We start from the raw sequence: 13,351 nt of genomic DNA, 5'->3' as shown, positions 1-13,351 counted from the left end.
CGGGCCGACCGGGTGAGCGGCGCGGGCCGACGGGGTGGGCCGGGCGGGACCGACCGGTGGCGGCCTCATGACAGCCGGGCCATCGTGGGCGATATGACCGAAACGCCCCGGCGTGAGCCGCCCGGAGTCGCGGGTACCCGGGGCCATCCGCGGCCCGGCGGAGGCTGCCCGTCAGCCGTGCCTCCCGCCGGCGCGACAGACGAGCCCAAGGAGCCACGGCCATGACGGACGTATCCAGCAGGGGACCCGCACCCGGCGACGGCCGGAAGGTGCTCACCAACCGGCAGGGCCACCCCGTCCACGACAACCAGAACCAGCGGACCGTCGGCGCCCGTGGCCCGGCGACCCTGGAGAACTACCAGTTCCTGGAGAAGATCAGCCACTTCGACCGGGAACGCGTCCCCGAGCGCGTGGTGCACGCCCGGGGCGTCACCGCGTACGGCTACTTCGAGGCGTACGGCGCCTGGGGCGACGAACCCATCGGCCGTTTCACACGGGCCAAGCTGTTCCAGGAGCGGGGCAAGCGCACGGACGTGGCCGTCCGCTTCTCCACCGTCATCGGCGGCCGGGACTCCTCCGAGGCCGCCCGCGACCCGCGCGGCTTCGCGGTGAAGTTCTACACCGAGGACGGCAACTGGGACCTGGTCGGCAACAACCTGGCCGTCTTCTTCATCCGGGACGCGATCAAGTTCCCGGACGTCATCCACGCCCTGAAGCCGGACCCGGTCACCTTCGAGCAGCAGCCGCGCCGGATCTTCGACTTCATGTCGCAGACGCCGGAGTCGATGCACATGCTGGTCAACCTCTTCAGCCCGCGCGGCATCCCCTCCGACTACCGCCACATGCAGGGGTTCGGCGTCAACACCTACAAATGGGTCAACGGCGAGGGCCGCACCGTCCTCGTCAAGTACCACTGGATGCCCAGGCAGGGCGTGCGCAGCATGACCGAGGAGGACGCCGCCAACGTCCAGGCGGACTCGCTCGGCCACGCCACCAAGGACCTCTACGAGGCCGTCGCCCGCGGCGAGCACCCGGAGTGGGAGCTCCTGGTGCAGATGATGGACGACGACGAGCACCCCGAACTGGACTTCGACCCGCTGGACGACACCAAGACCTGGCCGGAGCAGGACTTCCCGCCCAGGCCGGTCGGCCGCATGGTGCTCGACCGGATGCCGCGGAACTACTTCGCCGAGAACGAGCAGATCTCCTTCGGCACCGGCGTGCTCGTCGACGGCCTGGACTTCTCCGACGACAAGATGCTCGTCGGCCGCACCTTCTCCTACAGCGACACCCAGCGTCACCGGGTCGGCCCGAACTACCTGCAACTGCCCGTCAACCAGGCCAAGAACGCCCAGGTGCGCACCAACCAGCGGGACGGCGCGATGACGTACCAGGTGGACGGCGGCGGCGAGAACCCGGCCGTCAACTACGAGCCGTCCATCACCGGCGGGCTGCGCGAGGCCGAGCATCCCGGGCACGACGAGCAGGGCCCCGAGATCCGCGGCCGGCTCACCCGCAGGCGCATCCCGCGCACCGACGACTACCGGCAGGCCGGGCAGCGCTACCTGCTGATGCAGGACTGGGAACGCGACGACCTGGTGAAGAACCTCGTCACGCTGCTGTCCCAGTGCGACCGCGAGGTGCGGGAGCGCATGGTGTGGCACTTCCTGCTGGTCGAGAACGACCTCGGCCTCCGGGTCGGCGAGGGCCTCGGCATCACCCCCGAGGACGTCGCCGACCTCGAACCCCTGGCGAGCCAGAACCTCACCGCCGAGGACCGCGAACGCCTCGCCCACCTGGGCAAGAACCCGCCCCGCGACATCGAGGGCCTGACCATGACCCACTGCGTGCCGAACGAGCGCCACGTCGTGACGCGCTGACCCCGGCAAGGACCGGACCGGGCGCACCGGGGCGCTCCGGGCGCTTCGGGGCATTTCGGGCCGGACCGGGGTGCCGTCGGGTTGGACCGGGGTGCCGGTCGGACCGGGGCGCTCCGGGCGGCGGCCGGGCGCGGAGCAGCCGCGCCCGGCCCTCGGCTCACGCGCTCTTCGGCCCGGCCTGCTGCACCACCTCGAAGGACCACACCGTGGAGTCGGTGGCGGCCGGCCTGGGCCGCTCCCCGCCCTCGCCGCCACCCTGGTGCGCGGCCTTCATCGGCCCTTCCATCCAGGCCTGGAACGACTCCTCGTCCCGCCACCGGGTGTAGACCAGGTACCGGTCGGTGCCCTCCATCGGGCGGAGGAGCTCGAACCACTCGAAGCCGTCGGAGCCCTCCACGGCGTGGGCGCGGGAGGCGAACCGCTTCTCCAGCGTCTCCCGCTGCTCGGCCGGCACGGTCAGGACGTTGATCTTCACTACGCTCATGTGCCCATCCTGCCCGACGCCCCGTCACCGTCCGCGGCAGGGCCGACCCGTGCCGCCGCGCGCCGTGTCGCCGGGGGCCTGCCGGGTACCCGTCCGGCGGATCGCGGCCGATCGGCCCGGGGAGGGGCCGCGCCGGGCCGCGCCGCCGGGGAAGGGAGCGGGCATTGGGCATGAGGCAGAACGGCGACGACCCGGCACTCGCGCGGCGGGCGGAGATCTCCGGACACCGGCCGGAGGCGGCCGGGCCGGCGGACCACGCACCGCGCGCGCAGGAACTGCCCCGCGACCGCAGCCAGGCGATCCTGGAGGCGGCCAAGCAGGTGGGCGCCGCCCTCAAACGCGCCGGGCACACCTTCGCGCTCGCCGGGAGCGTGGCGTTCTACGCCCACGGCGGCAGTGGCAACCTCCAGCACGACGTCGACTTCTGCGTACGGCGCGAGGATGCCGAGGCGGTCGCCGACACGCTGCGCGAAGCCGGTCTCACCGTCTACGCGCCCCCCGAGGACTGGCTGCTGAAGGCCACCTGTTTCGGCCAGCACGTCGACCTCCTCTTCGAACTGGCGCACCGGCCGGTCACCACCCAGCTGCTGGCGAGGGCGCAGGACCTGCCCGTCGACTCGGTGACCATGCCCGTGCTGGCGCCCACCGACCTGGGTGTGGAGCCTGATCGCCGCGTTCTCCGAACACCACTGCGACTTCGGGGCGGTGCTGCCGGTCGCCCGCACCCTGCGCGAGAAGGTCGACTGGGAGGCCATCCGCGGCGACTGCGGGGAACGGCCCATGCCCGCCGCCTTCCTGTTCCTGCTCGAACGCCTCGGCGTCATCACCCCCGGCAAGGAGACCCCATGACCCACCACGGCGCCCGCCCCGCCGCAGACAACGGGGCGGCGCGGCATCCGGAGAACCTGGACTACCGGGTGGCCCACCTCGCCGACCGCCTGGCCGCCGGGGACCTCGGCGAACTCGGCGTGCGGGTCGAGACCCACGGGCAGGCCGTCCTGCTCGGCGGCACGGTGCCGTCCGCGCGGTGCCGCGACGAGATCCTGCGCATCGCCCGCGAGGAGCTGTCCGGCCTCCCGGTCCACTGCGACCTCGTGGTCGCGGAGACGTCCGCACCCGACCGGGCGGAGGAACTCGCATGATCCGTGTCGCGGCCGTCGGAGACATCCACATGGGGCCCGAGAGCCAGGGCACGCTCCGCCCCGCGTTCGAGACGCTGCCCGAGTGCGCCGACATCCTGCTGCTGGCAGGCGACCTCACCCGCCACGGAACCCGGGAGGAGGCGGAGGTGGTCGCCCGGGAGATCAAGGACCTGGCGGTCCCCGTCGTCGCCGTCCTCGGCAACCACGACCACCACGCGGACCGGCCCGCGGAGGTCACCGCAGTCCTGGAGGAGGCGGGCGCCCAGGTCCTGGAGGGGCGGGGAACCGTCGTGTCCACCCCCGGCGCGCGCATCGGCGTGGCCGGCGCCAAGGGGTTCGGGGGCGGCTTCGTGGGCCGCTGCGCCGGCGAGTTCGGCGAGCCGGTCATGAAGGAGTTCGTCCGGTACTCGCGCCGCTGTGCCGACGGGCTGCGCAGGGGCCTGGAGGAACTGCGGCGGCAGGACTGCGACGTACGGATCGCGCTGACCCACTACTCCCCGGTGCCGGACACCCTCGCCGGGGAGCCCCTGGAGATCCACCCGTTCCTGGGCAGCTACCTGCTGGCCGAGGCGATCGACACCGCCGGCGCCGACCTCGCCGTGCACGGCCACGCGCACGCGGGCACCGAACACGGCATGACCAGCGCCGGGGTGAGGGTGCGCAACGTCGCGCAGCCCGTCATCGGGCGCGCCTTCCACGTCTACCACCTGCCCGCCGCCGAGCGGTCCCCGACAGGGTTCACGGGATGAAGCCGACCGTGGCCCGACGGCGGCCGAAGTGCGAGCCGCCCGCGGCCGGGCGGTCGAGGTGTGAAGCCTGCCGCTCGGGGAACCCCGTGTCGCACCGGCCGGGCAACCGGCGGCCGTTACCGCGCCGGACGTGGGCAAAGGACGTGCCATGACTGCTGCGACGACGTGTTTTCCCTGGCGACGGGCCCTGGTGACCGGAGGCGCCGGCTTCCTCGGCAGCCATCTGTGCGAGCGCCTGCTGAGTGCGGGCACCGAAGTCGACTGCGCCGACAACCTGCTGTCGGGTTCACGCGGGAACGTCGCCCACCTCGACGGCGCACCCGGGTTCCGGTACGTCGACTGCGACGTGTGCGACCCCCGGGCGCCGGCCCTGCTGCCCGGCCCGTACGACCTGGTGCTGCACTTCGCCTGCCCCGCCTCCCCCGTCGACTACCTCCGGCTGCCGCTGGAGACGCTGGACGCCGGGAGCCTGGGCACCCGCGCCATGCTGGCCCTGGCGGAACGCGACAGGGCGCGCTTCCTGCTCGCCTCGACGTCCGAGGTGTACGGCGACCCCCTCGAACACCCGCAACGCGAGGACTACTGGGGCAACGTCAACCCGATCGGGCCGCGCAGCGTGTACGACGAGTCGAAGCGGTTCGCCGAGGCCCTGGTCACCGCCCACGCCGGCGCCCGCGGGACGGACGCCGGGATCGTGCGGCTGTTCAACACCTACGGGCCGCGGATGCGCGCCCACGACGGCCGCGCCGTGCCGACGTTCGTCTGCCAGGCCCTGGCCGGCGAACCGCTGACGGTGGCCGGCGACGGGCGGCAGACCCGTTCGCTGTGCTACGTGGACGACACCGTCGACGGCATCCTGCTGGCCGCCGCCAGCGGGTCGGCGCGTCCCGTCAACATCGGCGGGTCCGACGAGGTCACCGTCCATGACCTGGCCACCCGCATCGTGGAACTGACCGGGTCCTCCTCCCGTATCGAGTACGTCGAGCGGCCCGCCGACGACCCGCAGCGGCGCCGCCCGGACACCACGCTGGCCCGCGGGACACTGGGCTGGACCCCCCGCGTCCCGTGGGAGGAGGGCATCAACCGGACCGTCGCCCACTTCGCCGCGGCCCGGCCGGCCCGGCCGGCGCCGGGGGCCCGCCGTCAGGCGACGCCGCCCCGGGCGTTGTAGACGGTCACCTCGCCGGCGTCGACCGCCTCCCGGTAGGCGCGGAACACCGCGAGGGCCTCGTCGCGCAGCACGTCCTGTACGACCTCGATGCCGCGCGCCTCGAACTGCTCCGCCCAGTCCGCGCCGAGCGGGCCCTCGTCGAACGTGGTGAGCTTCTCCAGGTCCGGGCCCTCTCCCGCGACCACCAGACCGCGCACGCCGGACCACATCGTCGCGCCGTAACACTGTATGCAGGGGCGCCAGTTGACGACCAGTTCGTGCGCCGGCCGGCCGTCGCCGCCCAGGTCCCAGCCGCCGGTGGCGGCCTGCGCCAGGCCGAGCGCGACGACCTCCGCGTGGGCGCTGGAGACGCCGGAGGCGAGCACGACGTTCACGCCGACCGAGACGATCCGGCCGGTGCCGCGTTCCGCGACGAGCGCCGCGAAGGGACCGCCGTCGCCCTCCCGCCAGTTGCGGTCGGCGAGGCGGTGCACCAGACGCATCCGCTCGGTCCGGTCCGGGACGGCGGCGGGCACCGACGCCAACTCCTCCTCGATCCACGACGGCAGCGCCACGCGGTATTCCCTCATGATGTCGATCACGGTCGAACTTCCCTTCGGTGCGCGGCGAGCCCGGCGTGCCGATCACATCACACGGCCGGACGGCCACGGACGAAGGGCCGGGGCCGGCCACCGGCGCCGCGCCGGCCCGCGGGCGGCACCGCCCGCTGAGACGGGCGGGAACGTGGCCCGCCGCCCCCGAGCGCCCGCAGCCCCGCATCGGCTCGGCGCCGCACCTGCGCGGCGTCGTCGTACCGGCTCGGTTCCGCAGCCGTGCGGCGGGCGTGGCCGCGCGGTGAGGTGCCCGCACGGTGTCCGGCTGCCCGGCCGGTGCCGCGCCTGTGCGGTGAGGTGGCCGGGTGGCACCGCCCGTCTGATGCCGTGACGCGCCCGCGTAGCATCACCCGTCTGCCGTGACGCGCCCGCGCGGTGGCGTGTCCGGCCGTGACCGGGCCGGCGTGGCACGTCAGCCGGGGCCGTCGCCGCCTCTCGGGCGGGCGTCGAGGAGCGGGCCGCCGCAGGTGGGGCACCGGTGGTCCGGCCTCGCCCGGGGTGCGGTGCCGCGGCCGGCGGTCAGTTGCAGGGCCAGTTCCACCGCGGCCGGCACGAACAGCGCGCCCGAGCCGTCGGGCGGGACCAGCCAGCGCAGCCGGCCGACCGTCCGGTGCGGCGCGGGCACCGCGACCCAGGTGCCCCGGCCCGAGTAACGGACGCCGGAGCCGATCCAACGGCCCTCCGGATCCGGCGGGAGGAAGAAGGCCACCCGGCGGGCGACGGTGTCGGCGAGCGCGGGCCCGGGCGGCTGGGGGATGCCCAGCAGCGCGTCCAGGGCCGGGAGCGCCAGTTCATCGGGCACGCTCAGCACGTCCCAGAACCGTCCGCAGCCCAGCACCGCGACGCCCGACTCGCCGTGCCACTGCCGTTTGCACTCCCGGGGGTCGTTCGCGGCGGCCGCCAGCCATTCCATGGCCTGCCGCGTGGCGGTCTGCATGGTGTTCCTCCGCGATCCGTGTGCCCGCACCGACGGGTACCGGCCGTTCCCGGCCGGGTCGGCCGGTAACCCGCCCGTTCATGCTGGTGGACAACTCGATGCCGGGGAAGGGGTGGCGAACCGTGGCGAAATGCGAACCGGCGCCTTCGGTCAGGAATGGAGAAGCGCGCGCGGCCCCTCCGCGCCTAGCCTGACGGCCATGGCGGTCCCGAGCTACGGATGGAGACAGCATCAGCATGGCCGAGAAGACCGACGCCCAGTCGCCCGCGCCGCACGTCGCCGACAGCCACGACCTGATCCGCGTGCACGGCGCGCGTGAGAACAACCTCAAGGACGTCAGCGTCGAGATCCCCAAGCGCCGGCTGACGGTCTTCACCGGCGTCTCCGGTTCGGGCAAGAGCTCGCTGGTGTTCGACACCATCGCCGCCGAGTCGCGGCGGCTGATCAACGAGACATACAGCGCCTTCGTGCAGGGCTTCATGCCGACGCCGGGCCGGCCCGAGGTCGACGTCCTCGACGGGCTGACGACCGCGATCATCGTCGACCAGCAGCGGATGGGCGCCGACCCGCGCTCCACGGTCGGCACCGCCACCGACGCCAACGCCATGTTGCGCATCCTCTTCAGCCGGCTCGGCGAGCCGCACATCGGCCCGCCCAGCGCGTTCGCCTTCAACGTCCCCTCGGTGCGGGCCAGCGGGGCGATCACCGTGGAGCGCGGCAACAGCAAGGCCGTGAAGGCCACCTTCACCCGCACCGGCGGCATGTGCACGCACTGCGAGGGCCGGGGCACGGTCACCGACCTCGACCTCACCCAGTTGTTCGACGACTCCAAGTCGCTGAACGAGGGCGCGATCACCGTCCCCGGCTACAAGGGGGGCGGCTGGAACCACCGGCTCTACAGCGAGTCCGGCTTCTACGACCCGGACAAGCCGATCGGCAAGTTCACCGAGCAGGAGCGGCACGACTTCCTGCACCGCGAGCCGACCCGCATGAAGATCGCGGGCATCAACATGACCTACGAGGGCCTGATCCCGCGGATCCGGAAGTCCATGCTCGCCAAGGACAAGGAGGCGATGCAGCCGCACATCCGGGAGTTCGTGGAGCGTGCGGTCACCTTCACCACGTGCCCGGGGTGCGACGGCACCCGGCTCGGCGAGGGCGCCAGGTCGTCGAAGATCAAGGGCATCAGCATCGCCGACGCCTGCGCCATGGAGATCCGCGACCTGGCCGAATGGGTCGGCGGGCTGTCTCATCCGTCGGCGGCGCCGCTGCTCACCGCGCTGCGGCAGACCCTCGACTCCTTCACCGAGATCGGGCTCGGCTACCTTTCGCTCGACCGGCCGGCGGGCACGCTGTCGGGCGGCGAGGCGCAGCGGGTGAAGATGGTCCGCCACCTCGGCTCCTCGCTCACCGACGTCACCTACGTCTTCGACGAGCCCACCATCGGCCTGCACCCGCACGACATCCAGCGCATGAACGACCTGCTGCTGCGGCTGCGCGACAAGGGCAACACCGTGCTGGTCGTGGAGCACAAGCCGGAGACGATCGCGATCGCCGACCACGTCGTCGACCTCGGACCGGGGGCCGGCGCGGGCGGCGGCACCGTCTGCTTCGAGGGCACCGTCGAGGAACTGCGCGCCGGCACCACCGTCACCGGACGCCACCTCGACGACCGGGCGAGGCTGAAGGACACGGTGCGCAAGCCCACGGGGACGCTGGAGATCCGCGGTGCGTCGGCGAACAACCTGCGCGACGTCGACGTGGACGTCCCGCTGGGCGTCATGGTCGTCGTCACCGGCGTCGCCGGCTCCGGCAAGAGCTCGCTCGTGCACGGATCGATCCCCGCCGGGGCGGGGGTGGTGTCGGTCGACCAGAGCCCGATCAAGGGCTCGCGGCGCAGCAACCCCGCGACGTACACCGGCCTGCTCGAACCGGTCCGCAAGGCCTTCGCGAAGGCCAACGGCGTCAAGCCCGCCCTGTTCAGCGCCAACTCCGAGGGCGCCTGCCCCACCTGCAACGGCGCCGGGGTCGTCTACCTGGACCTGGCCGTGATGGCCGGCGTCGCCGCCCCGTGCGAGGACTGCGAGGGCAAGCGGTTCCAGCCCTCGGTGCTGGAGTACCGCCTCGGCGGCAAGGACATCAGCGAGGTGCTGGCGATGCCGGTGGCCGAGGCCCGGGAGTTCTTCGGCGCCGGCGAGGCGCGCACCCCGGCCGCCCGCGCCGTGCTGGACCGGCTCGCCGACGTCGGCCTCGGCTACCTCACCCTCGGCCAACCGCTGACCACGCTGTCCGGCGGTGAACGGCAGCGGCTGAAGCTGGCCGTGCACATGGCCGGCAAGGGCGGCGTCTACGTCCTCGACGAGCCCACCACCGGCCTCCACCTCGCCGACGTCGAGCAGTTGCTCGGCCTGCTCGACCGGCTGGTCGACTCCGGCAAGTCGGTCATCGTGATCGAGCACCACCAGGCGGTCATGGCGCACGCCGACTGGATCGTCGACCTCGGGCCCGGCGCCGGTCACGACGGCGGCCGGATCGTCTTCGAGGGCACCCCCGCCGATCTCGTCGCCGCCCGCTCCACCCTCACCGGCGAGCACCTGGCGGCCTACGTCGGGGCCTGACCGGGCCCGCACGGGAACACCGTCGGCCGCCGCGGCCTCGCCGTCGGCGGCGGACGGCCGTCCGGTCCGCGCCCGGGTTTGCGCGGCCGGAACGGGGTCATCAGGATGCCTGGAGCGTCCTGCCGGCGTCTCCCCGGTGCGCGTCAGATGAGGGGTGTTGGGTCTGTCCGGGTTCGTGCGGGAGGAAACCACCGGTCGAACGCAGCCGCCGCCGGGCGGCTCCCCGCGATCGCCGGCCGCGCCGCCCGCGGCCGACGGCGGGAGCGGACAGCGCCGGGACGCCTTCTTCGACAACGCCAAGTACCTCGCGATCGTGCTCGTCGCGATCGGGCACGCCTGGGAGCCGCTGCGGCACGGCAGCCGGACCGTCACCGCGCTCTACACCGTCGTCTACGCCGTCCACATGCCGGCGTTCATCGTCGTCTCCGGCTACTTCTCGCGCACCTTCGACGCGTCCCCCGCCCGGATCGGGCGTCTGATCACCTCGGTGGCCGTCCCGTACGTCGTCTTCGAGGTCGCCTACACGCTCTTCACGCGGTGGTCCGATCACGTCCCCGACCGCCCGGTCACCCTGCTGGAGCCCCTGTACCTGACCTGGTTCCTCGCGGCGCTGTTCGTCTGGCGGCTGACCACTCCCGTCTGGAAGGCGGTGCGGTGGCCGCTGCCGCTCGCGCTCGCCGTCGCGATGCTGGCCACCCTCTCGCCGTCCATCGGCGAGGACCTCGACCCGCAGCGCACCCTGCAGTTCCTGCCGTACTTCGTGCTCGGCCTGTGCCTGCGGCCGGAGCACTTCCGCCGGGTGCGGCGGTGGCGTACGCGCCTGCTCGCCCTCCCGGTGTTCGCCTGCGCCCTCGCCGTGGCGTACCTGATGACCCCGAGGTGGGACTACGCCTGGCTGTTCCACCGCGACAGCGCCGAGGAACTGGGCGCTCCCGCCTGGTACGGCCCGGTGATGACGCTCGCGCTCTTCGGCTGCTCGACGGTGCTCGTCGCCTGCTTCCTGTCCTGGGTGCCGGGTCGCCGGACGTGGTTCACCGCACTGGGCGCGGGCACGCTGTACGGCTACCTGCTGCACGGCTTCGTCGTACAGGGCTCCAAGCCCTGGGGCTGGTACGCGCCGGCCTGGATCCACCGGCCGGTGGGCGCGGTCGTGGTGACCCTGGCGGCCGCCGCGATCGTCACGCTCCTGTGCACCCCGCCGGTGCGTCGCCTGTTCCGCTTCGCGGTGGAACCCCGGATGGACCGGGCGTTCCGCCGCCCCCGCCGGGCTCCCCACGTCCCGGCGCAGGCTCAGGCCGCCCCGGGCGAGAGCTGAGCGGGCCGCGGCGGCTCAGCCCAGTCGCAGGTGCATCAGGGTCAGGTCGAGCCACCGGCCGAACTTGGTGCCGACCTCCGGCACCGTGCCGGCGTGCCGGAACCCGAACCGTTCGTGCAGCCGGATCGAGGCCGTGTTACCGGCCTCGATCCCGGCGACCACGACGTGGTGACCGGCCTCGCGGGCCGCGGCGACGACCGTGCCCAGCAGCGCCGACCCGATGCCGAGTCCCTGGCGGTCCTCACGGACGTAGACCGAGTCCTCCACGGTGTGCCGGTAGCCGTCGAACTGCCGCCAGGGCCCGAAGACCGCGAATCCGGCCACCTCGCCCGCCACCTCGGCGACGAACGCCGAACCGCGCTCCAGGTGGGCGGCGAGCCAGGCGGCGCCCTCGGCGGCGGAGAGCGGGGTCAGCGTCCACAGGGCCGTCGAGTGCTCGACGGCGTGGTTGCGGATCGCGCGGACGGCCTCGGCGTCATCCGGCCGGGCGGGGCGCACGGTCACCGCCCGCCGCCTCTCATATAGTGGATTCATGTCCAACATAGTAGATCCCCTGGTCGACCGGATCGCCGCCCGCGTCCGCGCCGAGCGGGAACGCCGCCGGTGGACGCTGGCCCAGCTCGCCGACGCCTCCGGGGTCTCCCAGGCGATGATCAGCCGGATCGAGCGCGGCGAGTCCAGCCCGACCGCCGTCGTCCTCGGCAAGCTGTCGGCCGCCTTCCAGCTCAGCGTCGCCTCCCTGCTCGCGCTCGCCGAGGCCGCGCCGGACGAGGTGCCCGGCGCGCCGGGCGTACGCCGCCTGGCCGACGCGGCCGAGTGGCGCGACCCCGCCACCGGCTACCGGCGCCGCCAGATCACGGGCCCCGGCTTCCCCGCCGAGATCGCCGAGATCAGCCTCCCCGCCGGGGCCAGCGTGCCCTACCCGGCCGCGGCCTTCGCGTTCGTCCGGCAGGTCGTCTGGGTGCTGGACGGCCGGCTGACCTTCCACGACGGCGACACGGTCCACGAACTCCACGCCGGCGACACCATCGAACTCGGCGAGCCCGCCGAGCGCGTCTTCGCCAACACCACCGGCACCGCCTGCCGGTACGCCGTCGTCCTCGCCCGCGACGTCCGGCCGTGACCCGCGCCCTGCCCCGGGGCGGCACGGTGCTGCTCGCCGTGCTCGCCGGCACGGCCATCGCCGACAATTACGCCCTGCAGCCCGCCCTCACCGAGGTCGCGGCCGATCTCGGCGTCCCGCTGTCCGTCATCGGCCTCGTGCCGACCGCCGCGCTCGCCGGGTGCGTGGCCGGCTTCGCCCTGCTGCTGCCCCTCGCCGACCACTTCGCCCCGGCGCGCCTGATCCCCGCGCAGCTCAGCGCCCTGGCCGCCGCCCTCGCCGTCGCCGCGGCGGCCCCCGGCGCGCCCGTGCTGCTGACCGCCTACCTGCTCATCGGCGCGGCGGCGAGCGTCGCCGCCCAGGCCGGGACCATCGCGGGCCGGTACGCCCCGCCCGGGCGGCGCGCCGGCGCCGTGGCCACCGTCGCGGCAGGTCTGTCGGCCGGCATCCTGCTCAGCCGCCTGACCGGCGGCGCGCTCGCCGAACTCCTCGGCTGGCGGCGGATGCTCCTCGCCTCCGCGGCCCTGGCCCTGCTCGGCGCCGTCGCCGCGGCGGCGCTCCTGCCCCGGCAGCGGCCGCGGACCGACCACGGCTACCGCCGCACGCTCGCCGCGCTGCCCCCGCTCCTGCGCCGCCACCCGCCGCTGCGCCACGCGGTCGCCGCCGGCGGGCTGTGGTACTTCGCCTTCAACCTCGTCTGGGTCGCCCTCGCGCTGGCCCTGGCCCAGCCGCCGTACTCCCTCGGCCCCACCGCCATCGGCATGTACGGCCTGGCGGGGCTCCTCGGCCTCGCCGTGCTCCCGGTGACCGGGCGGCTCGCCGACCGCCACGCCCCGCGCGCCGTGATCACCGCCGGGCTGCTGGCGGCGGCGTGCGGAGCGGCCCTGCTCGCCACCGGCCTGAACGCCCCGCCGGTCACGGCCACCGGCCTCGCCCTGTGCGACGCCGGCTGCTTCGCCGCCCAGGCCGCCAACCAGAGCCGCGTCATCGGCCTCGATCCGCGCCGCTCCGGCAGCCTCAACAGCGTCTATCTCGTGCTCTACTTCATGATCGGCGCCGTCGGCACCGCCGTCGCGGCGCCCCTGCTGGCCGCCGTCGGCTGGCGGGGCACCGCCCTCACCGCGCTTGCCGCGCTCCTCGCCGCGGCCGTCCTCACGCACACCTCGCGCGCCGACGCGGCACGCCGCGTACCGCTTCCCGTCCGGCGCGCAGGGGGCTGCCCGGCCCCGGACGGGGACCGGGCGGCCGCGGCGCCCGGCACCGCCGAGGGGCACCCCGGAAGGGACTCCGGCAGCCGCCCGGACGATTCCTGAGCCGGCCGGACCGCGACCCGTGCGAGGGTGCCGCGGATCCGGCCACC

At 74.1% G+C, this 13,351-nt stretch carries 12 protein-coding genes and 1 pseudogene; 9 read left to right on the top strand and 4 right to left on the bottom strand.

Annotation, left to right across the window (positions count from 1 at the left end):
- Positions 1-221 precede the first annotated feature (221 nt).
- Positions 222-1,880 (top strand): catalase, encoded by a 1,659-nt coding sequence (locus VKA29_RS20240; protein ID WP_324787281.1) that lies wholly within the window; start codon positions 222-224, stop codon positions 1,878-1,880.
- A gap of 157 nt (positions 1,881-2,037) precedes the next feature.
- Here VKA29_RS20240 and VKA29_RS20235 read toward each other — a convergent pair whose 3' ends face one another.
- The gene (locus VKA29_RS20235) at positions 2,038-2,364 is read right to left on the bottom strand and encodes an antibiotic biosynthesis monooxygenase (RefSeq protein WP_324787280.1); all 327 of its coding nucleotides are present in this window, start codon (positions 2,362-2,364) and stop codon (positions 2,038-2,040) included.
- Positions 2,365-2,534: 170 nt separating this feature from the next.
- Here VKA29_RS20235 and VKA29_RS20230 point away from each other — a divergent pair.
- The 4 genes and pseudogenes from VKA29_RS20230 to VKA29_RS20215 all read left to right on the top strand — a co-directional run bounded on the left by VKA29_RS20230 (position 2,535) and on the right by VKA29_RS20215 (position 5,426).
- A pseudogene (locus tag VKA29_RS20230) lies at positions 2,535-3,213 on the top strand (nucleotidyltransferase family protein).
- A complete protein-coding gene (locus VKA29_RS20225) occupies positions 3,210-3,506 on the top strand; it encodes a BON domain-containing protein (RefSeq protein WP_324787279.1) in 297 nt (98 codons plus the stop codon). Before VKA29_RS20230 ends, VKA29_RS20225 begins: the two are co-directional and overlap by 4 nt.
- Positions 3,503-4,255, top strand: coding sequence for a metallophosphoesterase family protein (locus VKA29_RS20220; protein WP_324787278.1), 753 nt, complete (start codon positions 3,503-3,505; stop codon positions 4,253-4,255). Before VKA29_RS20225 ends, VKA29_RS20220 begins: the two co-directional genes overlap by 4 nt.
- A gap of 148 nt (positions 4,256-4,403) precedes the next feature.
- On the top strand, positions 4,404-5,426 hold the full coding sequence (locus tag VKA29_RS20215) for an NAD-dependent epimerase/dehydratase family protein (RefSeq protein ID WP_324787277.1): 1,023 nt from the start codon (positions 4,404-4,406) through the stop codon (positions 5,424-5,426).
- Here the strand turns inward: VKA29_RS20215 and VKA29_RS20210 are convergent.
- The gene (locus tag VKA29_RS20210) at positions 5,399-6,007 is read right to left on the bottom strand and encodes a nucleoside deaminase (protein WP_324787276.1); all 609 of its coding nucleotides are present in this window, start codon (positions 6,005-6,007) and stop codon (positions 5,399-5,401) included. The two genes, VKA29_RS20215 and VKA29_RS20210, sit on opposite strands and share 28 nt — an antisense overlap.
- Positions 6,008-6,431: 424 nt before the next feature.
- A complete protein-coding gene (locus VKA29_RS20205) occupies positions 6,432-6,956 on the bottom strand; it encodes a hypothetical protein (protein WP_324787275.1) in 525 nt (174 codons plus the stop codon).
- A gap of 236 nt (positions 6,957-7,192) precedes the next feature.
- On the opposite strand from VKA29_RS20205, the gene VKA29_RS20200 reads away from it, so the two are divergent.
- A complete protein-coding gene (locus VKA29_RS20200; protein ID WP_324787274.1) occupies positions 7,193-9,574 on the top strand; it encodes an excinuclease ABC subunit UvrA in 2,382 nt (793 codons plus the stop codon).
- Between the two features lie 157 nt (positions 9,575-9,731).
- Positions 9,732-10,889: an acyltransferase family protein gene (locus tag VKA29_RS20195; protein ID WP_420718531.1), complete on the top strand. Its 1,158-nt coding sequence runs from the start codon at positions 9,732-9,734 to the stop codon at positions 10,887-10,889.
- A gap of 15 nt (positions 10,890-10,904) precedes the next feature.
- Here the strand turns inward: VKA29_RS20195 and VKA29_RS20190 are convergent, their stop codons facing one another.
- Positions 10,905-11,423 carry a GNAT family N-acetyltransferase gene (locus VKA29_RS20190; RefSeq protein ID WP_324787273.1) on the bottom strand — a complete coding sequence of 173 codons (519 nt, stop codon included), beginning with the start codon at positions 11,421-11,423 and terminating at the stop codon, positions 10,905-10,907.
- On the opposite strand from VKA29_RS20190, the gene VKA29_RS20185 reads away from it, so the two are divergent.
- Together VKA29_RS20185 and VKA29_RS20180 are read left to right on the top strand one after the other, a co-directional pair.
- Positions 11,422-12,012, top strand: coding sequence for a helix-turn-helix domain-containing protein (locus VKA29_RS20185; RefSeq protein WP_324787272.1), 591 nt, complete (start codon positions 11,422-11,424; stop codon positions 12,010-12,012). The two genes, VKA29_RS20190 and VKA29_RS20185, sit on opposite strands and share 2 nt — an antisense overlap.
- On the top strand, positions 12,009-13,304 hold the full coding sequence (locus VKA29_RS20180; RefSeq protein ID WP_324787271.1) for an MFS transporter: 1,296 nt from the start codon (positions 12,009-12,011) through the stop codon (positions 13,302-13,304). Before VKA29_RS20185 ends, VKA29_RS20180 begins: the two co-directional genes overlap by 4 nt.
- Positions 13,305-13,351: the final 47 nt, after the last annotated feature.

The sequence above is a fragment of the Streptomyces sp. H51 genome (assembly GCF_035656535.1).
Lineage (GTDB): Bacteria > Actinomycetota > Actinomycetes > Streptomycetales > Streptomycetaceae > Streptomyces.
The sequence above is the reverse complement of the archived record's forward strand: the minus strand, read 5'-3'. Positions and strand labels throughout refer to the sequence as shown.